The following is a 25,657-nucleotide window of genomic DNA, read 5'->3' as shown; positions in this document are numbered from 1 at the left end:
TTGCAGCGCCTCCCTAAAGGGCTGTTTGATCTACTCAAGAATGCGTCTCTGCTGGATTAATGTGCTAACCGGCAGCAGGTGCTTCATCCCTGTCCAGTCGTCGGAAAAACTCCTCCCGTTTGTCATGGTCCGCTTGTTCCTTGGCCAGCAACCCAGGCAACAACTCACTCGCCTGCTGCGCACTCAGGATAAACACTCCGTCGTCATCGCCAATGGCAATGTCTCCCGGATTAACAACAACCCCACCGATATTAATCTGCCCATTGAGTTCACCACGTTCCCCCAGGCTTCGCGTGGTCACCGCACTGATACCTCGGCTGAATACCGGCAGACGATGTTCGCGTAAGGCGGCGACGTCGGTAACCGCACCTGATATGACTACGCCGGCCAGGCCTTTGATGAGCGCGGCCAGGGTGCGCAGCTCGCCCCAGCAGGCGCAATGATCGTCGCCGACGCACTCAATGACCAGCACGTCGCCAGGCAGGCTGTTAAGCAATGCATCGCGCAGGATGCTGCCGTCGGGCATCTCCACTTTGACTGTAACCACGTTGCCGACCAGACGAGCGCCGTCGAACAGCGGTCTGATCCCTGGCAGATAGCCGCTGTCGGTCAGGTGGCCGATGGTGGAGGCGGCAATGCCCCGGTATTGCTCTATCACGGCGTCACTGAGTTGTTGCTGACGGTGTGCAATGTGCTTGTTCATCGACATTTTTTTGGCCTCAATAACGGGCAGGTCGAGCAATACTCGACGGGGTTGCTGGCGTCGTAATAGAAGCAACAGGTGCGTCGAAAACGGATGCTTTTGCCATCGGCTTCCAGCAAAACCGGTGGGCGGCGAAAGTGTTTCAGCGGGTTGTAGTTCAGGCCGAACAGTGCCGGCTCGGCCTGATTCAGCAGCCAGTCGAAATCTGCTTCATAGCGCTGTCGAATCGCCGGGTCTTCAACCTTTTCCATACGTTTGTCGTACAGCGAATAGACACGTACGGCGGTGTTTTCCCAAAGGATGCGCCGGGAAATGCCAGTGATACGGTTGAAGGTCTCCCACAGAGGCTGCAACAGGTCGCGGAACAAGGTGCCGACAATCACCTCCCGCCACGCCTCGCGAGTGCCCGGCTCATAACCCACAGGTGTTACGTCGTCCAAGGGCATTGAAGAGGTCCACAGGCCCTCCTCGTGTGCGTATTCAATCACGCTATTGTCCAGCGACAGGATCAAGCCCTTGTCGTAGACCGACATGGCGTAAAGGCAGGCACCGGTGCTCAGGAAAGAAAAGCGCTTGGCCAGCAGCGACGCGGTGATCGCCTGCGTCGGAGAGCCGATGACCGGCCCCAATGCTGCAAGCAATTGTTCGCACACCTCGTCGTCCAGCAATGCACGGGCTGGCAACGAGCGGGTATCGCGGTCAACTGCGTGTTTGAGGCGCAGCGCCCCGGACAGCAGCGCCCATTCAGGCTCGCTGAAAGCCTGTGCCAGGCTCATTGCGGCAGTTCCCGGCCAAAGGGAATGCACAGCGGCGTACCAAAGAACGGGTCGGCGATGATCCGGCAATTAAGGCCGAAGACCTGCTTGACCAGTGCTTCACTGAGGATGTCGGCCGGACGTCCCTGGGCAAAGGCTGTGCGCTCGTGGACGGCGACCATGTGATCGGCATAACGGCAAGCCAGGTTCAGATCATGCAGGACCATGACGATGGTCTTGCCTTCCTGGCGATTGAGGTCGCGTAACAAGTCCAGCACTTCGATCTGATGAGCCAGGTCGAGAAAGGTCGTCGGCTCATCCAGCAATACGATGTCGGTATCCTGGGCCAGCGTCATGGCGATCCACGCGCGCTGACGCTGGCCGCCTGACAGCGCATCAACGGGCCGCTCGGCCAGTTCCTGCATACCGGTCTGCGCCAGCGCCCGTTCGACCATGGCTTCATCCTGAACGGACCACTGCTGCATCCAGTTCTGATAGGGATAACGGCCCAGTGCCACCAGCTGACGTACGCTGATGCCTTCCGGGGCGCTTGGCATTTGCGGCAGAATCGCCAGTTCGCGCGCGACCGTAGCAGTGGATTTCTGGTGGATATCGCCACCGTTGAGCACCACAGTGCCCTGCTGCGGCTTGAGCAGACGCGCCAGGGATTTGAGCAAGGTGCTTTTGCCGCAACCGTTACTGCCGATCAGAACGGTCACCTCGCCCGCGGGCAACTGCAGATCAAGGCTGTCGATGATCACCTGCCGCTGGTAACTCAGGGTCAGGTCGTGGGTTGCGATTGACGCCATCCGTAATTCCTTAATGCCGCTGGTTGATCAATAAATAGAGAAAAAACGGTGTGCCCAGCACCGCGACAAAAATCCCTGCAGGCAGGTCCAGTGGCAGGAACAGCGTGCGGCCAGCCAGATCGGCGAGCATTACCAGGTTGGAACCGATCAGCGCCGCCATCAGCGCCTGTCCGGTAAACCCCGGTGGCATCAGGCGTTTGGCAATGTGTGGTGCAATTAGGCCGACAAAGGCAATGGCCCCGCCCCACGCAACCGCCAGACCTGCAAGCGCAACACTCACCAGCAGCAGCCCGGCGCGCAGCCATTGCACACGCACACCGATGCCCTGAGCCAGATCATCATCGAGCTGCTGCATGCGCACCTGTCGGGCGAGCAGCACCAGCAGCGGCAAAGTCAGCGCCAGCCAGCCCGCCAGGGCGCGAGGCTCCGGCCAACTGGCACCATACACGCTCCCGGTCAGCCAGACATAAGCCGACAAGGTAGTGGTCAGCGGGCTGAACACCAGAACGAATGTCGTCACCGCTGCCAGCAGGGCCGACACCCCTACCCCGATCAACACCATGCGCAATGGTGAAGCGCCCTGATTCCACGCCAGCAGATAGATGACCAGTGCGGCAAGGCCTGCACCGCAAATCGCCGCCAAAGGCAGGAATTGCGCCCCCAATGCAGCCGAGAAAAATGACAGATACAACACTGCCGCCGCACTGGCACCGCTGGTGATACCCAACAGGTCCGGCGAAGCCAGCGGATTGCGGATGATGCTTTGCAGGATCAGCCCGGACACCGCAAGCGCCGCGCCGACGAGTGCTGCCAACACCAGTCGGGGCATGCGCAGTTGTTCGACGATGAAAACCAGACTTGCATCCGCCTGACCGGTAAAAACATTCAAAAGGGTCGCGGGCGACAGGTTGATTTTGCCCACAGCCAGCGAGCCCAGAGCGATCAGCAATGTCAGCGTTGCGCCGATCAACAGACGTATCAATGCAGTCAGGCTGAACTGCCTGGAAAAACCGCGGTAGCGCAGGGTCAGATGCCTATCCATAACGTGCCCCCCGGCGAACCAGCGCAATAAAGAACGGCGCGCCGAACAGTGCGGTCATCACGCCCACCGGCACTTCCTGAGGCACGATCACCACCCGCGCCAGCGTATCGGCCAGCAGCAACAGCGTTGCGCCCAGCAACGCGCAGCCGGGCAGCAGCCAGCGATGATCGATGGACAGTGTCTTGCGTACCATGTGCGGCACCAGCAGCCCGATGAAACCAATGCTCCCGGCCAACGCTACAGCACTGCCCGCCAGGACAATGATCACGATGCTCATCAGCAGGCGAATCAAGCCTGTACGCTGGCCCAATGCGGTTGCGATGGTTTCTCCGGTATTGAGCACGTTGACCTGCCCGGCCAGCACCAGTGACCCGGCCAGTGCCACAACCACGCATATCAGTAATGGCGCGGCGGTGGCCAGATCGCGTTCCGACAAGGAACCGGCCAGCCAGAACAATACGGTGTCCAGACCGTCCTGATTGACTACCAGTAACGCCTGACTGAACACAGTAAACAGCGCGGTAATCGCCGCGCCGGCCAACACAATTCGCAATGGGTTGAGACTGCCCTGCCCGCGGTTGCCGATTATCCAGACAATAGTCCCTGCTACCGCCGCGCCAATGAACGCGCACCACAGCCACTGGCTCATTAACGAAAGCGCAAACAACGACGAACAGGCAATGATCGAAAACGTCGCCCCGGCATTGATGCCGAACAGACCGGGCGAGGCCAGCGGGTTGCGCGTAAGTGCCTGCATCAGCGCGCCAGCAACCGCCAGACTGGAACCCACGGCGACGGCCATCAGGGTTCGCGTCAGGCGCGTATCGAGCAGCACATGCTCGATAGCGCTAAGCGCATCGGGCTGCCACACACTTCGGACAATCGCAGAGGGCGATATCCAGGTGGCTCCGGTTGCCAGGCTCAATCCCATGCACGCTATCAACACCAACAGTCCCAGACCCAGTTTTACCGCAGCGGTCATGAGGGACTATCCGCCATGGCCACGCGAGCGATTTCATCGAGCATGCGGTTGGCACCCAGAATGCCACCGGACAGGCTCCAGGCAACGGCATCCACGCGCCATACCTGACCATCCTGCGCTGCGCGCAACTGTTGCCAGAACGGGTGTCGGACCAGCTTGTCGTAGTTTTGCTGCGCGGCTTTGCTGTCCGCGCGCTGAAAAATGAAAAACAGGTCGGCATCGACCACAGGCAAACTCTCTTTGCTGCTGAGTTTAAGGGAAACGCCCGTTGCTTCGCGGGCAGTGGGCGTCCAGGCGAAGCCCAGTTCGGTCAGCACCGAACCTGCAAAGCTGGCGGGCAGATAGCTGCGGATATGATCTTCACGAATGTCGAGCACCGATACGGTGATCGGCCAGCGCCCGGCGAATTTTTCCTGCAACTGACTGCGTAACGCCGTCACACGCTGTTGCCATTGGTCAAGCAGGTCCATGGCTTGCTGTTGACGCAGCATGGCAGCGCCCATCATCGCCAGCGTGCGCTTGAACTCGAACACCTCTTCCAGCATCAGCACGGGGCTGATCTGCTCGAGCAACGGCGCGATGCGTTGATGGCGAAAGCGTGATGCGACGATAAGATCGGGTTTGAGCAGCACGATATCTTCAAGGCTAGGCTGGGTTTCCAGGCCCACATGCGGTACCACCGCCAGCGCCGGGCGCAGGTAGCGGTACATCGGTTTTTCGCTCCAGGAATCCACCACGCCGCACGGCGTCACGCCCAGGGCCACGGCGCTGTCGGACGCCCCCTGAAACAAGGTGACGACTCTTGGTGGCGTTGCGCGCAATGGCTCTGCCCAGGCAATGCCGGGCAGCGCCAGTAACCCCAATGACAGGCGCAATACCGTGCGCCGCGAAGGATGCAAATGTTGGTCAGGTTGCACGGCGCAACCTGTGGAACGGGTTGACCACCTCGCCCTTGCCGAACGGCATGCTGCCCGGTCCGCCTGCGCGCTCGATCATGGGTGTAAGCAGGAGTTTTTGCGGCCAGTTGGGGGCTTCGAACAGTTGATGCCTGATCATGGCACGCGCCTCGTCGTCAAATTCGATGGTTGTAATGAGATTATCCAAAACATCGCGCAATACCGTCCACAGCGCTGTTAACGGTACCTCATACACCTGGGCCAGAGTATCCATGATTGCCCGCACGTTTACCTGAATGCCCAGTGTCTGCAGCCAGAACAACAGGTCTTCAGGACGGTCATGATAAAGCGTATTGGCATGGCCTTTCTTGATTCGATATTCCGGGTCGCGCATGCCGTTACGCTCAAGCCAGGGCACGAAAATACGCAACGAGTCGTGGTCGCGCAACAACAGCCCTTGTGCCTGACCGGCTTTCCAGACCATGACTGCGTTCTGGCCATGCACCTCGCCGAGCATGCCCAGGCGGAACATGCGCAGGTTGATGTCGAAGAAACTGTGGCTCAGCTCGCGGAACAGTGTCAGTACCGAAGCCTGATTGCGCGGCAGGTCGCGATAGTCCATCCACTCATCGAAGAAATGCCGATTGCTGCCTGGCAACGGTGTACCCAGCGCCGCCATCGGCAGCAGGCGACATTCCGGATCGTCGAGCAAAGCTGCCGGATAGCCTCGCACCATGGCCGAAAGATGCCGGGGGCCTTCGTCGAACAGAGTGGCTTGGGGTGGCATGAACGCCCACCATTTGCGTTCGTCGCACAGGTGCAGCGAGCGACTCAGGGTTTCATCCTTGTCGACAACCTGGCGCAACAGTTTTTCACTCAGCCCGCCGTTGATCATTTTCACCGCTGGCAGGTAGCGGGACGCGCCGAGCGAATAGATCGCCATGGGCAATTTGAGGTAATCGGGGCTGTCGAGGCACGGTGTCATCGAACGCAGCGATGAGGTGGCGTATACCGCGGCCTCGTTGAAGGCCAGACGTTGACAATCGCCCCTGGTGAAGGCATCGCCCAGTTGGACCTGCAGAACATGCTCGAATTGCCAAGGATGAACCGGCAGCGCAACGTGACTGTCGGCAATGCCGCGCTGTTGCAGTTCCTGCTCAAGGACAGCTTGCAGATTCTCTGGCAGCAGGTGGCGAGCAGGGAAAGACTCGTTCAAATCCCCTACTCCGTCACCGCATTGCAGCAAGGTTTTGTCGACGGCGACCCAGTTCAGCGCCACCGGCCGGGCAAACTCAGCCTGATACTGTTGGTATTCCTGCTCGTTCAAGCCTTGCTTGGCTTTGGCCAGTGGATGGTATGGGCGATCACGTAGCGAAGCCCACTGTTCCATCGTCCTGAAGAACGTAGCGCCATCCTGTGCCATCAGGTTGTGCTCGTCGACTTTATGGTCCAGCGACAACGCGGTCTGCCAGACACTGATGCGCAACACCTCCAGAAACAGCGCTATGCCCTTTTCATTGTCCTGGCGCTCGCTGTCCTGAAGCAGGGTTGTTTTACCGGCGAATACCCATTTCATGAACTCTTCCGGGGACAACTGTGTCCAGCGCTCAGCCTGACGGCCCAGCACCGGCGTGCCGGGCACTTTCTCCCATTGTTGAGTAATGCCTGGGCGCAGCGCGGCGCTGATGAAGCGCTGCTCCGAGTCATCGCAGCACCGTTCCCAGATTTGCTGTGTGCTGCTCTGCCCTTCAAGTTTTGGGGCGTGCGGGTGGCGCGCTTGCCAGTGAGCGGTGTCCTGCAGGCTCAATGGCTCGCGGCCAAAGAAATCTTCAGCCAGCAGGCAATCGACCAGATCCTGCATGACCAGGTCAGCGGCGAGTGAAGTGAAGTTCATCGGATTATTTTCCTTCTGCTGAATGTTGGGCCAGACGCGCCTGAAGTGCGCGAAAGGCAATGCCACGCTCATCGCCGAGGACGAAGGCATTGACGCCGCGAGCCTGCCAGCGGGCAGCGTCGCCGTCTTTACGGGGAATGGTGCAATAGGCTACGCCTGCTGCCTTGGTGGCTTGCCAGGTGGCCAGCAACGCTTGTTGTACATCGGGTTGATCGATCTGCCAGGGCATCCCGAGTGACTGCGACAGGTCTGCGGCCCCTTCCAGAATCATGTCCAGCCCCGGCACACGGGCAATCTCGGCGGCGCGGCGCACGCCTTCGGCGCTTTCGATCATCGCCACTACCATGATCTGTTGATTGGCGGCTTCAACGTACTGCGCCAGGCTGTGCTTGCCGAACGAGCCGGGACGACCGGCGTTGAGGCTGCGGCGGCCCAGCGGGTGGTACTTGCAGGCGGCAATGGCATCCGCCAGTTGCTCGGGGCTCTCGATCATCGGCAAAACGATGCCCTGCGCACCGCCATCAAGCAGGCGCAGCAGGGTTTTCGGGTTTAGATCGGCGACCCGCACCAATGGCGTGAGGGCGTAGCTCTCTGCAACACGGATCATGTTCTCCACGGTTTCCGGGTTGATCAGCACATGTTCCATGTCGATGATCACGAAGTCGAAACCGGCCTCGGCGATCAACTCGATGGCGGCCGGGGCCGGGATCGAACTGATTAGCCCGTACACAGGCTGTCCGCTGCCAAGTCTGCTCTTGAGTGTATTGGTCCTCAGCATCATTGCGGCCTGTAGGTATGCAGCGGGTTAGGCACCGAGCGGAAGCGACGCTCACCGTCACCCAACAGGCGGCGCTTGGTCAGTTCTTCCACTTCATAGGATGGTGCGAAGACGTCAAACAGCTCGAAGCGCTCGCGATGCTGCGGGTGCGCACGCTGGTAGTCGAGAATGACGTCGGCGGCCATCTGCCAGAACAGCGCCTCATCCAGCTGGTATTGCTGGCGCAGGAAGATCGCCATTTCGGCCAGGCAGATGAAGAAGAAACAGTCGCAGGAGAAGTCGCGTACCGCATTCACGTCATCGGTAATGATGAACGAGTTACGGTTGAGTTTCGCGTGGCTGTCGGGCAGCGGGACCAGCTCCGGACACAGTTCAGGGCGGCCAAGATGTGCGGGTGAGTAACGCACACCGTCGTGGAAGTCCTTGAGGGCGATACGCTGCGGCCAGCCCTGCTTGACGATAAGCACGATGTTCTGACCGTGAGACTCCATGCCGATGCCCTCGGCGTAGAGCATATGGATGATCGGAGGCACCGTGACCTGCAGCAATTGGCGGGTCCACTCCTTGACGCCGTACTGGCGGATCCACGCATCGATGAACGGTGCCTGCTCACCATCGCCATAGCGGTTTTCCACATGGCTCAGGCCATTGAACGGCACCGCCTGCTCATCGTCCTTGAGGTACTGATGCAGGCTTTCGCGCCATATTGCACCCAGCGTGCCGTAGGTCTGCGCCGAGCGCGCTTCCGGCAGGTGGCGATAGTCGTAACTGACACCGGCAACTTCGCCGAGAATCACAAAATTCAGCGCACGCGCAGTGCTGTCGGTGGCGATCAACTGGTGCAGCCAGTCGGTGATGATCGGACCGTTGAGCACCGTATGCCGCGCCAGAATGCGCGTGCTGGAGGTGTTGGTCATACTCATCGCCAGTTTGACGTAAGGTCGTTTGGGCTGGCTGGCATTGGCCAGTGTACGAATCGACTGCTGAGCCTTGTAGACGTCGGTCGAGGTGCCCAGGTAAATCAGCTCGCCGCTGGCCAGTTCCGGGTAGAAAGTCGACACCGTGACATTGTCCCATTGCCACGGATGCACTGGCATCAGTTGATAATCGTCAATGGATTTGCCCTGCGCGGCCAGGTCCCGGGACATTTCCTGCCAGCGCTGTGTGCCCAGTTCCTGGCGGATAAACGCCTGGAAATCCATGTTGCGCGCATGACCGACCGACGCGCTCGATTTCGCCACTGCCAGCCAGACCACCCCGAACGGCGTAGCAAATTCGGGCCCGTAGTGACGGTTGTCAGCCAACGAAAAACCGATCCTTGACTTGTAGCACGGGTGGTAGCTGTGGGCGTCCATGAAGTGCTGTTCCAAAGCGTCAACGTCCAGCTCATGTGCGGGTTTTGCGGGCTGATAACCCTGACTGCGCGCTTGCAGGTCCTTGAGTTGGGTTTGCTCGATTTCCTGGATGAAGCGTGCCAGGTGCGGGCTGTCTTTGAACGGGCTGAGTAGCTCGCTCAACGCCAGATGCAAATCCGGCACGCTACGCTCCCCGGCGCTGTCCAAGCGTTCAAGGGTGGCGTGATCCAGGCGTATCAGCTCGAAGCTGGTACTCAGCAGGCCTTCGCAGTGGTACTCCACACCATCACTGACAGCGACAGTGAAACGATGCCGATGATCGTCCAGCGGCTCGCACCGATAAGGCAGTGCAGCCTCGTACAGCAAGGTTTGCAGCAATTGACCGATTACCCGGCGCTGTACTTGTTGGTAGCGCTCGGGGTTGATATCAGCCAGCCAGGCACCGGTGGCCGTTGAGGGTGAAACGGTGTTGCGTTTCAGCGGTAAAGGGGTAGCCATGTTCATACCTCGAACGAAAAATTATCAGGGTTCGACCGCGCCGGGCTGTGCCTCGGTGCGTTCGTCGTTAAGGGGGAAACGCCAGGCACACGGCAGTGCCAGCAGGATCAGCAGGCCGGTGGCAATGAAGACTTCATTGATGGCCGAAGGCGTGGCGGCCGGTCCCGCAGTGTTCAGGCGAAATTCCAGCCACAGCGAGGCGATGACAATTGCCAGCGACGCCACAAGACGGCGGGAAATGTTGTTCATCGCAGCGCCCTGCGTGACCATCGGCTCGGGCAAGGCATTGAGCCCAGCCGTCGTCACCGGCATGTAGGACAGCCCGAGGCCTGCGCCACGAATCATCATCAGCATGAACACCACGCCGATCGCCGTATCCGCCTTGAGCATGCCCAGCGCCAGGGTTGAAGCACCGGTCAGCAGCAGGCCGATGGCGACTACGGTGCGCGGACCATGCCGGTCCAGCGCCTTGCCACCCCACTGCCCGAACAGGCTGGCGAACGCGGCGGTACACAGCAGGCCCAGGCCGGTCCAGATCGGGTTGTAGCCCAGTACCGTCTGCACCAGCAGCGGCAACAGGACCAGACATTCGAACATGCCGACCGACTGCACGACGGCAACGATCACGCTCAGACGGTAACCGCGCAGGTTGAACAGACGCAGATTCAGCAGCGGTGCCTTGCGACTCAACTCGACCCTGACGAAAGCAATCAGACAGGCCACTGCGACCAGCACCATGCCCTGATTGAACGGGTCGAGCAGCGCTTGGGCGTGATGCATGCGGCCGATGGCGATCATCAGCAAGCCGATGCCCGAGGCAACCAGCAAATAGCCGATCAGGTCGAACGGTTTGCGCTCGACAGGCTCGGAGTCTGGCAGCACGCCGACGCCCAACAGCAAGGCCAGCAGGCCGATGGGCACATTCATCAGGAACAGCGAGCGCCAGCTGAACCACTCCAGCATCAGGCTGCCGCACAGTGGCCCCAATGCCGGAGCGAGCATTACCGCTGCGCTCCAGAGCCCGGTCACCCTGCCCCGCTCATGCTTTTCATACACGGAGAAAATGATCGCCAGCGACAGTGGGATCATCAACCCGCTGGCGATGCCCTGCACCACTCGCGCAGTGATCACCAATGCGATGGAGTTGGCCAGCGCGCCCAGCAGGGAGCCACCGATGAACAGCGCCACGCCCCACAGGTACAGGCGTTTGCGGCCAATGCGCTGACTGAGAAAGCTGGTCAGCGGCATGGTCATGCCCATGCTGGTCATGAACCCTGCAACGATCCAGGTGGCCAGCAACGGACCGACCTGAAACGCCTCCATGAAGGTTGGCAGCGCCGGGTTGAGCGAGCTATTGCTAAGGCTGACAGTCAGCGTACCGAGCAACACATTGAACACCACCCAACGGCGTGGGACGTTCAGACTCATGTGCGAACCCGTTCGCCGTTGCGCACAAAGTGCTGTACCGGTCTTGGGTGGCAGAGAAAATCGACATGGGAGATGTTGTAGCCGTAAGCCCCTGCCAGCGGCAACACCAGCAGATCGCCGATGTTCACGCCTTTGAGCGGCTGCTGGCGGCTCAATACGTCCTTTGGCGTACACAACTGGCCGACCACGGTGTAGGCCTGCTCCTCAGATGCGCCCGTCGCTGGCGCACACGGCACATGGATAACCGGATGGTCATGGCCTTGCGCAACCGGCAGACGAAACTGGTGAGTGCCGCCGCGGCAGACCAGAAAATGCTCGCCGTGGCTGGTTTTCCTGTCCAGCACCTCGATGGCGTAATAGCCGCAATAGGCGCTGATGAAACGTCCTGGCTCAAAGCGCAGGATCGGCGTATCACGCTGATCGCCCAGGCGTTTTTCCAGATAGCGGCACAGGCGCTGCCAGTCGAACTGCTGACTGTTCAGATAATCGACGCCAATGCCGCCGCCAACGTTGAAATGGGTCAACTGCTCCGGGTAGCTGGCCAGTGCTTTCCATTCCTGCCAGCGCTGCAGGTAGAAATCCAGCAACTGCTCGTGACGCTCAACCGACATCTGATGGGACATGGCGTGTACATGGAAACCCTTGAGCGTCAGGTGGCTGGCGCTGTCTACGCGCCTGATCGCCTCGGCCAGATCGGTTTCGTCAATGCCGAACGGTGTGGCGGTGCCAGCCATCGCCAGCTTGCTCGACTGCGCGGCTGGCAACTGAGGGTTGATGCGCAGAAACACCGGCTGCACGCGCCCGGTTTCCTCTGCCAGATGTTGCAGTCGCGCAATTTCGTTGAGGCTTTCCAGATGGATGGCTTCAACCTTGTTCAGCAACGCCGAGCGCAAGTCGGAGTCAAGCTTGCCAGGGCCGGAGAACACGTAAGGTTTGCGTGTCGGGCAGGCCATCACACGCTCGATCTCGCCCCCCGAAGAGATTTCAAAGCCACTGACCAGCGGCGCGAGGGTTTCCAGCATCAATGCTTCGCTGTTGGCTTTGATCGCGTAATACAGCTCTACGCCCGCAGGCAGCGCGGCCATGACGTCAGTGACATGCTGTTGCAACGCATCCAGATCGTAGACGAAAGCCGCCAGCGGGTCGGTTTCCAGTGCCTGAGCTTCTTTGATGGCGCCCAGTACGGTTTCCGGCAACTTATGTGCATAACGTGCCTCCTTGGCCCATGGTGAAGCGAGGCGCACATAGTTGGCCTCACGGTCGGCCTTGGCGGCGAGCCGGACCTTCAGGTTGGTCTTGCAGGCAATTGACTGGCCGGCGATCAGCGCGTCCAGTTCTGGCGCGGGCAGCACCAACTCGTCGCGGATGCGTTGCAACTGCCGCTCGACCCGCTGCCACATCAGCGGCGCGAGGTGCGGACGTTCCCAACTCAAGGCCAGCACGGCCTCGGACAGGTTGTTGACCAGCAGGCAATAGGTGATGCGGTTCCAGCCTTGTTCGCGGGTGTAGAGCAATGACTGTCGAATCCGCGGGTGCAGCCCGACCTGAATCGCCTTGATGCCCAGTTCATCGGTCAGTTTGACGCCTTCGAAGTCGCGTAATAGCAGCTGTTGAGGGCGTCCGTTATCGTGAATCAATACCGCGTTCTGCAAATGTGGCTCCATCACGATGCCGTGATTGAAGAACAGCGCCATGACCGGGCGCAGCAGCAAGGCCTGGTATTCATCGAACCAGTCCAGCAGGTGCGGGTCCTCAAGTTCACCGCCGTTGAAACGCTCAAGGAAATCGTGCACCAAAGGCCGCGAACGCAGATCACGCGCGAACAATGTACCCGCCATCACGCTGCAGTCCGCGCCGGATCGGCGACAGAAGTTTTCCCGCAGAATCGCGCCGGTCTGCTCGCGAAACCAGTGGCCGTCGGTCTCGCTGGAGCCTTTTGGAGCCCAACTCATCGAACCCGGTTCAGCCACGGTGGACAGCCCGCCGAGGGTTTGCGGGCGGGTCTGCTGCAAGCGCTGAAACAATTCGTCGATGATCAGCGTGCTTTCCAGTTCGTACCAGGCGTTTTTCCTGACGCAGTTGGTAATGCGCACATTCAGTGAGCCCTTGATGAAGTAATCATGCCCTTCGATGTACCAGGTGCGCATCGAAGCCGTCGGGCTGGCCAGCGGCCCGCTGGTGCCCAGATCGGTGATCTGCCCGAGTTCGATCAGGCGCTGCACACGGCGGTCCTGCATAAATAATTGGGCTTGTACCGGATGCATGCAGATCAGCGCATGCCCGGGCCTGGCCCGCGATTGATCCGCGAACCCTGACATCACCTCGGCTTCGCTCAAGCCATTGGAGGTGATTCGCAACCCGTCCAGAGGCACTTCGAACAGATGCAGCGCGGTCTGCGCCTGAAATTCCGGAGCGTAGGTCTCCTGCGCCAGATGCGCAGGCCACAGACGCGCCTTGGGTGCCGGGTGATTGGGATGGCCGAACCACAAGCCCTGTTCGCTGGCCAGATAACCGCTCAGCGGTGCCGGGTGCTGACCGGTCATGTTGTGGGCGACGATGGCGGCAGTCAGGTGCTGGCTTTGCAGGACCTGATCGAGCAGTTCGTCGTTGCTGGCCCGGGTCATGTGCTCGCAGGCGGCCAGCAATTGCCGGGCGAATTCGGCAAAAGCCAGGCAGCGCCAGGTACCCTGCCCCTGCCGCGCATAAACATCGGAAAGGTAGCGATGGCTGCCCAGATGGTCGCGGCGGTCCACCAGCACGAAAAACTGCTGCTCATTAGGCAGGCTGATGGTGAGTGGAATGCCCTTCCATTGCCCGCCATCCACGAAGCTGCCCGGCGCAATACCTTGCATGCCCTGTGGCCAAGTGTAATGAAGGCACTGTTCAGGCAGTGCGAATTCCTTGATCAGGCAATTAAGTAATGCACGAGTGGTTGCCAACTCGCTCACCATGTTTGATAAAGCGGTGCGATCGGTATTAGTCATGTCTGCTCCACAGTCGCCTTGACGCTTACTGTTTAAGTGACGTAGCAACAAGCGTTGATTTATCGCTTGCGGCACAACGGCTTAACTGTCGGTGTGACTTATTATCTGCAACAAGCCAATTGATAATCTGTGCACGACGTGCGATAGGGTCGCTCAGTCAAACGTTGTGTGCGTGTTCTGTTTCAAGCGCAGTGATGTCCTCACTGTTAGTACTGCTTACGCGCTGTTTACAAGCTGCTTACTTGCGCAGCTGGGCCAGTGCAGCCTTGAGGGCGTCCTCGAATCGCTGGATGACCAGTTGGCATTGTTCTTCGGTAATGATCAACGGCGGCAGCAAACGGATCACGTTGCCATTTCGGCCGCCGCGCTCAAGTAACAGCCCCTGCTTGAAACAGTGCTGCTGAATGGCAACTGCCAGTTCCGGATCCATTGGCAAGCTGCCTAGGCGGTCCGCCGGTTTGCGCTCATCGACAATCTCGATGCCCAGCATCAGCCCGCGTCCGCGCACCTGGCCCATCATCGGATAACGTTGCTGCAAAAGGCCAAGCTGTGCCTTGAGCCAGTCCCCGCGTTTTGCGGCCTGGGCAGCCAGGTTTTGCCGTTGCAGCACTTCAAGGGTCGCAAGGCCGGTGGCCATCGCCATTTGATTGCCGCGGAAAGTACCCGCGTGATTGCCCGGAGCCCAGGCGTCGAACTCGCGCTTGAAACCGAGCACGGCCAACGGCAGGCCGCCACCGACGGCTTTGGACATGACGATGACGTCGGGCTCGATCCCGGCGTGTTCGAAGGCGAACATCTTGCCGGTACGGCCGAAGCCGGCCTGTACTTCATCCAGAATCAGCAGAATGCCGTGCTTGCGGGTCACTTCGCGAATCTGCCGCAGCCATGCAGCGGGCGCTGGATTGACACCCCCTTCGCCCTGCACCGCCTCCAGAATCACGGCGGCCGGGAGCGACACGCCACTTTCCACGTCTTCGATGAACTGGGTGAAGTAATAACTCAGCGCCTCGGTGCCGGCTTCACCGCCAATACCCAGCGGGCACCGGTACTCATGAGGGTAAGGCAGGAATTGCACGCCGGGCATCAGGTTGGTGACGGCATTTTTCGGCGCGGTGTTGCCAGTCAATGCCAGAGCCCCGTGGGTCATGCCGTGGTAAGCGCCGGAAAAGCTGATGATGTTGTGCCGGCCGGTGGCAGTCTTGGCCAGCTTGATTGCGGCTTCGACAGCATCGGTACCGGACGGCCCGCAGAACTGCAGGCAGTAATCGCGTCCCTGGCCCGGCAGCAGGCTCAGTAGCGTCTCGCTGAAGGCATCCTTGACCGCGGTGGTCAGGTCAAGGGTGTGCATCGGCATTCCGGACGTCAGGAAGCTGTCGAGACTGGCCATGATAGCTTCGTGATTGTGACCCAGAGCCAGTGTTCCGGCACCGGCCAGGCAGTCCAGATACGTGGTGCCTTCAACATCAGTGACCCATACGCCATGTGCCTTGGCGATGGCCAATGGCAACTTCCGCGGGTAACTTCTTACATTGGATTCAAATCTGCTCTGCCTGTCCAGATAGTTGGCATTGGTTTTCTGCGACGTAGTAGACTGCAATAAGCCATTATTCAACATCGGTTAGTCCTCGCTAAATGCTGGATGCAAACTATTATCATTTCCTTGAAAGTGCAACCCGTTGTTTCAAAAAACAAGATGAAATTTAAATGAACGTTATTGCTTACTTAAAAAGTAGCCAGGCACATGAATACGCCGCCCTGTAAGTCGGAATCATTCAAAGTGCCATCACTCAGTGGGACGATTGTTATTTATGTAAGGCACCTAAAGAGAGTCTTATATAACAGACTCTTCTATGCTCATACTCAGGTTAATTATTTAATAGCCGCACAGGTTATTCCTCGATGAGGACTGCCAGTTTGTTTACTACGCCGGTGAGCCCTTCCCTGGGCGTCGCGGTCGACTCAGAACCCGATAGTCGCTGACAGCAGATAGGTCCGGGGTGTCGACAGGGTCAGGCCCGGCTCGCTGTCATCCGACGCTCCTGCCGAACTCCAGTAATACTTGTTCATGACGTTCTCGACATTGGCCCGCAGTGTGATGTCCTTCTGATCGACCTTGAACGCATACCGCGCGCCCACGTCGAAGCGCTCGGAAGAATCGATGCTTTTGCTGTTGGCCTGGTCCAAGTACTGCGAGCTGGTGTAGATACCCCGCCCGGTCAGGGTCAGGCCCTTGACGCTCGGCACGTCCCATTCTGCGCCCAGATTGACGTTGTACTCGGGGGTGGCAGGTGCGCGATTGCCATCGAACGTGCCGTTGACGGTATTGGTCAGCTCGCTGTCGATGTACATCACCCCGCCCAGCAGACGGAAGCCCTTGAGCGGTTCGCCGAACATGGTCAGCTCGACGCCGTCGTTGCGGCGCTTGCCGTTCGGGCCGAAGACGCGCGAGATTGTGTTGGTCTCGTAGGCCGGTTGCTTGATACGGAATACGCTGGCAGTGAAGGCGTATGACCCCAGGTCATATTTGGCCCCGACCTCGATCTGGCGGCTGACGAAAGGCGGGAAGATCTGGTCTTCGTTCACCGACGTCGACGGCGCGATCTTGCCCTGGCTCAAGCCCTCCATGTAGTTGGCATACACCGAGAAGTCGTCGGTCACTTTGTACAGAATGCCGCCTGAAGGTGAGACCTTTTCCTCGTCGTAGGAGGTGTCGCCCTTGACGTTGTCGGTCCAGTCATCAACCTTGACTCGCTGCCAGCGGGCACCGAGTGTCAGCAGCAGGCGGTCATCGAAAAAGCCCAGTGTGTCGGTCAGGGCCACACCGCTGAAGCGGTTCTCGGTGTAAACCTTGGAGTCGGCCCGCGTGGGGTTGGAGGGTGTCTGCGTGTCGACCGGATTGTAGAGATTGCTCGGCGCGGCTGCGTAGCGTGCACCACCGTTTTCAAAGTCCATGTAGAAATAGCTGGCAGCCAGATTGACCTCGTGGCTGACCGGTCTGGTATTGAACCAGCTGCGTGCGCCGGCAGTGGCTGTGCGAACATTTTCGTCGCGGGTGAAGTCGCGCGGCTGAACGCTGAAGTCACCTGCGTCGTTGGTGACCGATACCGCATGGCGCAGGAAATCATGGTTACTTTTCCGAGCGCCGACACCGCCGTACAGCATCACCGAGTCGCTGAGGTCATATTCGGCATTCACTGCGCCGAACGTATCCTTGGTGCGCGCCTTGCTCCAGGACTGCGCATAGTTGTCACGCACATCGTTGGCGTTGGGCACCTTCGCGTTGGCACCGACCTGCACGCGTTCCTGCGGAGCATCGGTGTCGCGTTCGGTGTGCCCGATATCCGTCGACAGGCGCAAGCGGTCGCCGCGGAAATCCAGGCCCAGCACGGCCATTTCGCGATCAACGCTCTGATGATCCCATTCAGTGTCGCCAGACTGCTTCACGCCATTGAAACGGATACCGAACTTGTCGTCCTCGCCAAAGCGACGGGCCACATCCACCGCCGCGCCTGCCTGCCCTTTGGACGCATAGCTGGTGGTCAGCTCGGTGATGGGTTTATCTGTTGCGCGCTTGGGGACCACGTTGATCCCACCACCGACACTGCCACGCGGCGAAATGCCATTAATCAGCTGGCTCGGGCCCTTGAGTATGTCTACCCGCTCGGCCATTTCCATGTCGATGGTGTATGTGGGCAGGATGCCGTACAAGCCGTTGTATGAGACGTCGCTATTGAACAGGCTGAAGCCGCGAATGGTGAACTGTTCGTAACGCCCGCCTGCCGGGTTGGTGGCACGCACCGACGGGTCGCTGGCAATCAGGTCGCCAAGGGTACGGGCCTGCTGGTTTTTCACCGCGTCCTTGGTGTAGGTGGTCATGCTGAACGGCGTTTCCATGAAGTCCCGCGAACCCAGCATGCCTTGCGAGCCTTTGCGTGCCACTTGGCCGCCTGCGTATTCCTGGCCATCGGTAGAGCCGCTATCACCGACAATCGAGGTGGGTGCGAGTTGCAGGCCTGCGCTCGCGCTGTCAGGTGCCGGGATCAGCGTGTAAGCCTGCTCTCCGACGGGTACCAGTTGCAGACCGGAACCTTGCAGCAAGCGCGCAAAGCCTTCCTCGACCGCGAATTCGCCGGACAACCCCGAACTGTTTCGACCGTTCACCAGCGCGGGGTCTACCGAGAGGTTGACCCCGGCCTGACCGGCAAAGCGGGTGAGCGCGGCGCTCAGGCTGCCAGCCGGCACCTCATAGGCACGTTTGCCCGAGGTTTCGGCCCAACTGGTCGATACAAACAACGGACTGGAACTCAACGTCAGCAACAGGCTGAAATGCAAAAGCGGACGCAAACGGTAGGAAGACACTGCGGACATAGAGGGAAACTCTCGTATTTTTTGTGCACTTACCTGAAATGACCAGCGAGACAAAAAAAAGGGACAGCTTCACGCATTATTTTTTGTCGAAATGTTTTTTCGAGGCACCAGCGTGACCCAGTAACGGGTCCGCATCTGCACGTCCACCGGCAGGCTGGCAGCCAGTAACGAAAGCACGCGGTCGGTATTGTCGAGTCTGAAACTGCCCGTCACTCGCAGGGTTTCAAGTGCCGGCTCCCAGCGCAGTAAGCCAGGGCGGTAGCGGCCAAGCTCGCGCAGGAAATCGCCCAGAGACTGGTTCTGTGCGGTCAATACATCGTCGCGCCAGCCGGGCAGCAAGGCGTCGAAGGCGCTGACAGGCCCGGCTCCGTCCTGTTTGAGGCTGACCTGTTGTTGTGCATGCAATGCCAGCACCGGCCCCTGCAGCGGATAGAGTTGCACCGAGCCGCTGACCACCGATACACGGCAATCGCTCTGGTTGAGACGTACACAGACTTCACTCTGACTGACCACGACGCGCCCGTAGGGGCCCTCGATGGTCAGCGCTTCCCTGCCCGGCACCTTGAGTGCTATCTCGCCACGCACAAGGGTGACTCGACGTGCACCCAGATCGACATTCACCGCGCTGTCGGTGTTCAGTTGCAAGGTGCTGCCATCGGCCAGGGACAGACGCTTGTGCTCGCCGACGGAGGTTTGCAGGTCGGCACGCCAGACATCCAGCGGCAACTGACGGCCCACCAGCCAGGCGGTAGGGACCAATGCCACAGCGCCCAACGCTCTTTTGAGCGCCGCGCGTCTTGCTTTGTCGGGACGATCCAGAGTAGCCATAGCCAGATTGGCAGGCAGGCCGAAAAAACGCTGCCGCAGCTGTTGCGCCTTTTGCCAGGCGCGCTCATGACTGGCAGAGCTGTCGCGCCAGTGCTGCAGCATGGCGTGATCTTCTTCGCTGGCGCCGCCGGATTCCAGAAGCGCCAACCACTGCGCCGCCCTGCGTACTACCTCGCGTTCTTCGTTAGAAGGTGCCGAGCGAATCACCAATCCACCAGCAGGCAGTGTTCGTAGGCTTGCGCCATATAACGTTTGACGGTGCGTTCGGAAACATCCAGGCGCTCTGCGATTTCCCGATACCCCAGCCCCTCAAGCTGGCTCCAGAGAAACGCCCGGCGCACCACTGCCGAAAGACCGTCGAGCAACTCGTCCAGCGCCTGCAGGGTTTCCAGCAACAGCCAGCGCTGCTCAGGCGACGGCACGCTGTCTTCAGGCAACCGCTCCAGCGCTTCGAGGTAAGCCTGTTCCAGGCTGCGGCGAGTATAGAAGTTACTGAGCAGGCGCTTGCCCACCGTCAGCAGGTAAGCGCGTGGCTCCTGCATATCGGCGATCTGCTGAGAGCTGGACAGTACACGCAGGAATGTATCCTGACTCAGGTCCGCAGCATCCCAGGCATTGCCCATGCGTCTGCGCAACCAGCTTTCCAGCCAGCCATGATGATCGCGGTAAAGGGAATGCAAGGTCTGCTGTGATAGCGTCGCTGCTTCAGTCATGTCAAAAGCCTTGAGCGATGGGCGCGCCAAATGAGACTGATTCTAATTAGTGTTATATCCCGAGTCCACGCTCTTTTTTTCAAAAAGCCCGCCGCCGCTGCGTAAAATCGGGGTCATTGGTCCGCAACGCGTTGATCTGCGCTGTATACAAGTGATTCACTCGAGCGACAAATAAACGCGATGTGTATCTTTTTTGTACCACTTTCGACGTAAATTTCTTCCGGGAAATCGATCAGTGGTTCGCCCCCGCCAATACGCCAAGTGCCGCACGATCAAGATGTCGCTCGACACGTCCCTCGCGGATCAACAGTGCCCTGTCACACAAATGGGCAACGGTATTCATGTCGTGACTGACCAGAATCATGGTCATGCCCGTGTCGCGACGCAGGGCCTGGAGAAGATTGAGTATTTCCGCCTGAACGGTCATGTCCAGCGCCGAGGTCGGTTCGTCCAGCAACAACAGTGCTGGATTCAATTGCAGCGCACGAACGATGGCAACGCGCTGACGCTGGCCGCCGGACAGTTGATGCGGGTAGCGATCGAGCATGTCACCCGACAGGCCCACCTGTTCCATCGAAGCAACCAGATTGGCCTCGTCGAAAGGCAGGCCGTTGATCTGCCGCGGCTCGCGCAGGCTGCGGCGGATCCGGTGCAGCGTATGCAATGATGCATAAGGGTCCTGGAACACCATCTGCACCTGCTGACGCAAGGTTCCCGTGAAGGCTTGCTGCGCGTGAAGCGGCTGCCCGAACAGGTTCACACTGCCCTGCCAGTCGCGCTGGAGGCCGGCGAGTACTCGCAGCAAAGTCGACTTGCCAGAGCCTGACGCGCCGATCAGACCGAAGCATTCGCCCGGTTCGATTCTCAACTCTGCCATCTGCAGTGCAGTAAAGGCATACAGGCCGCGTTTGAAACTTACCGTCAGTTCACTGATATCCACCACGCTCATGGCAGCGCCTCCATTAGTTTGCGATCAAGGGTCGCAAGTGCCTGACCATAGGTCAGAGCAGAGGGCTGACAGCGCCATAGCGTCTGCGTGTAGGGGTTACTGGCAGTTGCCAGTTCGGCGGCCTTGCATCGGTCGACAATCCGCCCGCGGTACATGACCAGCGCCCGGTCACAATATTTCGCCACCAGAGGCAGATCATGACTGATCAGCAGTAACCCCATGTTGCGTTGTTCGACAAGGCCCAGAATCAACTCCAGAATCTGATCGCGCAGGCCGCTGTCGAGTGCCGAGGTGGGTTCGTCGGCAATCAAAAGGCGCGGATCATTGATCAGCATCGCGGCGAGCATCACCCGCTGCCCCATGCCGCCGGACAGTTCCTGGGGGTAGCTGTCATACAGCGCCAGCGGGTTGGGCAAGCCTACAGCCTCCAGCATGTCGAGTGCTTTTTCGCGGCGCTCACGGCGTCCCAGCCGGGTATGCAACACCAGCGCCTCTTCAACCTGAGTGCCGACCCTGAGCACCGGGTTGAGCGAATACCTGGGGTCCTGCAAAACCAGTGACAGACGAGTACCGCGCAGGCCCTGCCATTGCTTTGCCGTCAGGCTGCGCAGGTCATCGCCTGCCAGGCTCATGTGTTCGGCGGTCACCTGACCGGGGCGTGCGACAAGCCCCAGCAACGCACGCGCGGTGAGTGACTTGCCCGAGCCGGACTCACCCACCAGCGCGACCTTTTCAGTGCCCACAGTGAAATCGATCCCCTTGACCACCTCGATCAGTTCCGGGCCCGAGCCTGGAAAACCGATCCGCAAGCCCTGCACGTTCAACAGCGATTGTTCATGAGTCATGACGAGGATCCAGTACGTCGCGCAGACCGTCGCCCTGCAGGTTGAAAGACAGGCTCGTCAGCAATATCGCGATTCCCGGTGCAGCGGCGACCCACCACTGATCAAAGATGACCCGGCTGCCGTCGGCAACCATCGAGCCCCATTCCGCAGTCGGTGGCTCGACACCCAGGCCAAGAAATCCCAGCCCTGCGGCGGCCAGAATGATGCCGCCCAGGTTCAGTGCTACACGCACGATCACCGAAGGCAGGCACAGCGGCAGGACGTGACCGATCAACAGACGCATGCCACTTATGCCCTGCAAGTGAGCTGCAGCCAGATAGTCGCTGTTGCGCAATACACTGGTTTCCGCCCTTGCCTGACGGGCATACGCGGGCCATGCCGTGAGCGACAGTGCCAGTGCCCCGTTGAGCAGGCCCGGCCCCAGAATTGCGACAAACGCCAAGGCCAGCACCAATTGCGGAAAGGCCATGATTATGTCGGTCAGGCGCATCAGGATTCGCTCGGCCCAGCCGCCGTAAAAGCCGGCAGTAACGCCCACCAGCAAACCGATGGGCAAGGTCAGCAGCAATACCAGCGTTACCAGCAGCAAGGTCGGGCGTGTGCCGTAAAGCAGGCGTGTGAACAGATCCCGGCCAAACGCATCGGTGCCCAGCCAGTGGGTGGCAGACGGCGGCAGCAGACGCTCCTGAATATTCGGCGTATTGGGATCAAAACCACTCAACAGCGGCCCCAGCAACGCCACAAGTACCATCACCCCGATAATCGACGCGCCGATGAGTAATGCGGGTGAGCGACGCCATCCGCTGCGAGCCACTATATTGTCGAACGCTACGGAAACACTCATGACACCCCCCGTGTTCGCGGATCGATCATGCCAGCCAGCACATCGGCGATGCCGTTGACGACCACAAAACAGAGTCCGATAACCAGCGTGCTACCGAGGATCGCTGGTACGTCACCGGCAAACAACGCCGTGGTGAGGTAGCGGCCGATACCCGGCCAGGCGAAGACCGTCTCGGTGAGAATCGAGCCTTCGAGAAGACTTGCGTAAGACAGGGCAACGACGACCACCAGCGTCCCGGCAACGTTCGGCAACACATGGCGCAACAGCACCCGACCACGTCCCGCCCCCTTGGCCAGCGCAGTCACGACGTACTCCTTGCCCATTTCTCCCAGCAGCGCGGAGCGTGTCATGCGGCAAATGCCTGCCATCGAGTAAAACGCCAGGACTAGAACAGGCAAGACCAGATGACTGAAGGCGTTGGCCAGCGCGCCGCTTTCGCCAGAGCGCCAGGTGTCCCACAACATCAATCCACTGCTCAATTCAAGGGTGTAGAGGTACGAATCGTCCAGACGGCCTGGCCCGCCAGTCCATTGCAGCCTGGCGTAGAACAGCAGGAGCATCAGCAGACCGAGCCAAAAGATCGGCACTGAATAGCCAATCAGCGAGACCAGACGCACCAGCCCGTCAACCCAGCCTCCCGGCCGCCACGCTGCCAGCAGGCCCAATGACAGGCCGAGGGTACTGCCCAGCAGAATGGCCAGGGTCGCGAGCTCAAGTGTGGCTGGCAGCGCACGGCTCAAACCTTCCAGCACGGGCTGTCCGGAGGTAATGGAAACTCCTAGATCGCCCTGCCCCAGGTTGTCCAGATATCGACCGAACCGCGCTGGCCAAGGTTGATCAAGGCCCAGATCGGTTCGAACCTGGGCCAGCGACGATTCGCTGGCGTGATCGCCAGCAATCCGAAGCGCCGGATCGACTGGCGATAGAGTGGTCAGCATGAATGTGAAGAACAACAGGCCGATCAGTGTTATCGACAACGACAACAGTCCGCTGGCCGCCACTTTCACTCTGCGTGAAGCCCCTGCTCTCACTTGCTTTTGCTCACCTGATCAAAATACGGCAGCGAAACGGTGATGTTCTGTAACACACCTTGCACGCCGTCATGTACCGCGACCTGGTTCTGACCTTGCAGCGCCACGACAAATGGCGAGCTTTGCTGCACAGTTTTTTGCAGGTCGGTATACAGCGCAACACGTTTTTGCGGGTCACGTTCGGCAGCAGCCGTGCGGGTTTCCTGGCTCAGTTGCGGGATATCCCACTGAGTGCGCCAGGCGATGGTTTTCGGACCGTTGGCGACGTTGTAAGTGAAGGCGCTCGCGTTGGAGTGAGGATCCAGATAATCCATCCCCCAGTAGGTGAAGATCAGCTGAAAGTCCCGGGCGCGCATTTTCGCCAGTAGCTCGCTTTCTACCAGCGGACGCACTGAAATCTCTATGCCGGCTTTGGCAAAACTGGCTTGCAGCGCCTGGGCAATATCCGTGTAGGGAGGTTGATTGAACACATTGAGTTCGATTTTCGTGCCTTCGGCAATACCACCCGCCTTTAAGGCGGCCTTGGCTTTATCGACGTCCAGTTTGAACGGTTTGTCGACCAGCGAGCCGATGACGCCCGCAGGGAGGAATGCCTGGTGGATGCTGTACTGGTTTTTCAACAGATCTTTGGAAATGCCCTGATAATCAACCAGCCAACGAGCAGCTTCCCAGAACGCCGGGTTCTTCAGTGCAGGCGCCTGCGTGCTGCCACTGTTGATGGCCAGGTAATAGATCATTGAGGACGGGAATCGCTGCACACTGACGCCCTTCTGCTTTTCCAGAGCGCTGAACTGGTCTGCGCCCAGATCGAACGCAAGGTCAGCATCGCCCTGCACCACCAACAGACGTCGGGTTGCCGGGTCAGTGACGTTCTTGAGGATTACTGTTTTCAGCTTGGGGGCCTTGATGGCATTAGGATTGGCCTGAAGAACCAGCGCCTCGTGCGGCACGTAGCTGCGCAGCGCATAGGAACCCGTACCGGCTGAATGATTTTTCAGCCAGCCGTTGCCCAGATCAGCGTCTTTCGTATGCTTGCCGACCTCTACCGCGTCGACAATGAAGCCCACTGGCGTCGCAGACAGAATGCTCAACGCAAATGAGCTGCCTACCGCTGCTGGCCAGGAAATCTTCACATGCTGGTCATCCACCCGGGTCAGGAAGCTGTCGACGTTTTCCGCCGTCCAGCCCAACTCACCCAGGATGAATGCAGGCGACTTGTTCAGTTTGACCACGCGGCTCAGTGAGTAAATGACGTCTTCCGGGCGAACACTGTTGCCCGAGGCAAATCTGGCACCGTCACGCAGTTCGAAAACCAGACTCTTGTCGTCGTCACCCGCCTTCCATCTGGATGCCAGGGCAGGCACCAGACTGGCCGGGTTCTGCCGGTCTGGCTCAAGCAAGCGCTGATAGATATTAGCCAGGGTGTTGGTCGCGGTTATTTCAAAACTTTCGGCGGGGTCCAGGCTGGCAATGTCGTCTATTGAACGCGCCACCACCAGCGTATCCGGGGGCGTCGCAGCCCATGCTGAACCGCTGATTGTGATTGCCATAGCCAGAGCTGTCAGACGCCGCATCGTGAATTCCCTTATGAGCTTGAGTTATTGGGAGCAGACGATATAGCGCATTTGGTAATATAAAAAAGACTGTTTAGTCATTAACTTAGAACGTTTTTCCGGGTCGAGACGCTCGGGGATAGGGCTGCGTTGCGGTTTGGGGAGTGGTGCGCAATAGGTTGCGCAATCAGCGGTCGCTTTAGATCACTTAAGCGCTTGCGAGCCTCGCTTAGCGGCGCTTTGACGGCGTTGCGCAATATCTTGTAATCGCACGCAGAATCTCGCGCAGGTTTTATTGGATTTTCGACTGAGAAATCACTCTCGAATCACATTTAAAATTAACCTTTTGATTTATATGAATAAAAAATATTTGGCACTGTTCTTGTTAGGGAGGCGCTGCAA

General features: G+C 59.4%; 20 protein-coding genes and 1 pseudogene. All 21 read right to left on the bottom strand.

Going from position 1 to position 25,657, the window contains the following annotated elements:
• Positions 1 to 64 precede the first annotated feature (64 nt).
• Complete coding sequence (locus ALO64_RS11150; RefSeq protein ID WP_082303466.1) at positions 65 to 703, bottom strand: RraA family protein; 639 nt, start codon at positions 701 to 703, stop codon at positions 65 to 67.
• Positions 700 to 1,479 carry an IucA/IucC family C-terminal-domain containing protein gene (locus ALO64_RS11145; RefSeq protein WP_044345002.1) on the bottom strand — a complete coding sequence of 260 codons (780 nt, stop codon included), beginning with the start codon at positions 1,477 to 1,479 and terminating at the stop codon, positions 700 to 702. Before ALO64_RS11145 ends, ALO64_RS11150 begins: the two co-directional genes overlap by 4 nt.
• A complete protein-coding gene (locus ALO64_RS11140) occupies positions 1,476 to 2,267 on the bottom strand; it encodes an ABC transporter ATP-binding protein (RefSeq protein WP_002553756.1) in 792 nt (263 codons plus the stop codon). Before ALO64_RS11140 ends, ALO64_RS11145 begins: the two co-directional genes overlap by 4 nt.
• 10 nt (positions 2,268 to 2,277) lie before the next feature.
• Entirely contained in the window at positions 2,278 to 3,309 is a 1,032-nt protein-coding gene (locus ALO64_RS11135) for a FecCD family ABC transporter permease (protein WP_002553755.1), read from the bottom strand.
• Positions 3,302 to 4,291, bottom strand: a complete 990-nt coding sequence (locus tag ALO64_RS11130; RefSeq protein ID WP_044345003.1) for a FecCD family ABC transporter permease — start codon at positions 4,289 to 4,291, stop codon at positions 3,302 to 3,304. Before ALO64_RS11130 ends, ALO64_RS11135 begins: the two co-directional genes overlap by 8 nt.
• Entirely contained in the window at positions 4,288 to 5,208 is a 921-nt protein-coding gene (locus ALO64_RS11125; RefSeq protein WP_010214057.1) for an ABC transporter substrate-binding protein, read from the bottom strand. Before ALO64_RS11125 ends, ALO64_RS11130 begins: the two co-directional genes overlap by 4 nt.
• Positions 5,198 to 7,081 carry an IucA/IucC family protein gene (locus ALO64_RS11120; RefSeq protein ID WP_044345004.1) on the bottom strand — a complete coding sequence of 628 codons (1,884 nt, stop codon included), beginning with the start codon at positions 7,079 to 7,081 and terminating at the stop codon, positions 5,198 to 5,200. The genes ALO64_RS11125 and ALO64_RS11120 overlap by 11 nt, the downstream gene beginning before the upstream one ends.
• A 4-nt stretch (positions 7,082 to 7,085) precedes the next feature.
• Positions 7,086 to 7,859 carry an HpcH/HpaI aldolase family protein gene (locus tag ALO64_RS11115; RefSeq protein WP_002553751.1) on the bottom strand — a complete coding sequence of 258 codons (774 nt, stop codon included), beginning with the start codon at positions 7,857 to 7,859 and terminating at the stop codon, positions 7,086 to 7,088.
• The gene (locus tag ALO64_RS11110) at positions 7,859 to 9,712 is read right to left on the bottom strand and encodes an IucA/IucC family protein (protein WP_044345007.1); all 1,854 of its coding nucleotides are present in this window, start codon (positions 9,710 to 9,712) and stop codon (positions 7,859 to 7,861) included. Before ALO64_RS11110 ends, ALO64_RS11115 begins: the two co-directional genes overlap by 1 nt.
• A gap of 24 nt (positions 9,713 to 9,736) precedes the next feature.
• Positions 9,737 to 11,140, bottom strand: coding sequence for a DHA2 family efflux MFS transporter permease subunit (locus ALO64_RS11105; RefSeq protein WP_044345005.1), 1,404 nt, complete (start codon positions 11,138 to 11,140; stop codon positions 9,737 to 9,739).
• Positions 11,137 to 12,336 (bottom strand): type III PLP-dependent enzyme, encoded by a 1,200-nt coding sequence (locus tag ALO64_RS26325; protein WP_235378707.1) that lies wholly within the window; start codon positions 12,334 to 12,336, stop codon positions 11,137 to 11,139. The genes ALO64_RS11105 and ALO64_RS26325 overlap by 4 nt, the downstream gene beginning before the upstream one ends.
• Positions 12,337 to 12,342: 6 nt before the next feature.
• Positions 12,343 to 14,124, bottom strand: a pseudogene (locus tag ALO64_RS25120) (IucA/IucC family protein); the annotation flags it as partial.
• Between the two features lie 238 nt (positions 14,125 to 14,362).
• Entirely contained in the window at positions 14,363 to 15,739 is a 1,377-nt protein-coding gene (locus tag ALO64_RS11095) for a diaminobutyrate--2-oxoglutarate transaminase (RefSeq protein WP_044345006.1), read from the bottom strand.
• 344 nt (positions 15,740 to 16,083) lie between these two features.
• Positions 16,084 to 18,492: a TonB-dependent receptor gene (locus ALO64_RS11090; protein WP_044345204.1), complete on the bottom strand. Its 2,409-nt coding sequence runs from the start codon at positions 18,490 to 18,492 to the stop codon at positions 16,084 to 16,086.
• 69 nt (positions 18,493 to 18,561) lie between these two features.
• The gene (locus tag ALO64_RS11085; RefSeq protein ID WP_010208184.1) at positions 18,562 to 19,527 is read right to left on the bottom strand and encodes a FecR domain-containing protein; all 966 of its coding nucleotides are present in this window, start codon (positions 19,525 to 19,527) and stop codon (positions 18,562 to 18,564) included.
• Positions 19,524 to 20,033, bottom strand: a complete 510-nt coding sequence (locus tag ALO64_RS11080) for a sigma-70 family RNA polymerase sigma factor (protein WP_002553743.1) — start codon at positions 20,031 to 20,033, stop codon at positions 19,524 to 19,526. Before ALO64_RS11080 ends, ALO64_RS11085 begins: the two co-directional genes overlap by 4 nt.
• Positions 20,034 to 20,265: 232 nt before the next feature.
• A complete protein-coding gene (locus ALO64_RS11075; RefSeq protein WP_044345203.1) occupies positions 20,266 to 20,982 on the bottom strand; it encodes an ABC transporter ATP-binding protein in 717 nt (238 codons plus the stop codon).
• Positions 20,979 to 21,827, bottom strand: coding sequence for an ABC transporter ATP-binding protein (locus tag ALO64_RS11070; RefSeq protein ID WP_044345202.1), 849 nt, complete (start codon positions 21,825 to 21,827; stop codon positions 20,979 to 20,981). Before ALO64_RS11070 ends, ALO64_RS11075 begins: the two co-directional genes overlap by 4 nt.
• Positions 21,817 to 22,671 (bottom strand): ABC transporter permease, encoded by an 855-nt coding sequence (locus ALO64_RS11065; protein ID WP_044345201.1) that lies wholly within the window; start codon positions 22,669 to 22,671, stop codon positions 21,817 to 21,819. Before ALO64_RS11065 ends, ALO64_RS11070 begins: the two co-directional genes overlap by 11 nt.
• Entirely contained in the window at positions 22,668 to 23,678 is a 1,011-nt protein-coding gene (locus ALO64_RS11060; RefSeq protein WP_044345200.1) for an ABC transporter permease, read from the bottom strand. Before ALO64_RS11060 ends, ALO64_RS11065 begins: the two co-directional genes overlap by 4 nt.
• Before the next feature lie 20 nt (positions 23,679 to 23,698).
• A complete protein-coding gene (locus ALO64_RS11055) occupies positions 23,699 to 25,276 on the bottom strand; it encodes an ABC transporter substrate-binding protein (RefSeq protein WP_016980494.1) in 1,578 nt (525 codons plus the stop codon).
• Positions 25,277 to 25,657: the final 381 nt, after the last annotated feature.

The sequence above is a fragment of the Pseudomonas meliae genome (assembly GCF_001400515.1).
Classification (GTDB): domain Bacteria; phylum Pseudomonadota; class Gammaproteobacteria; order Pseudomonadales; family Pseudomonadaceae; genus Aquipseudomonas; species Aquipseudomonas amygdali.
The sequence above is the reverse complement of the archived record's forward strand: the minus strand, read 5'-3'. Positions and strand labels throughout refer to the sequence as shown.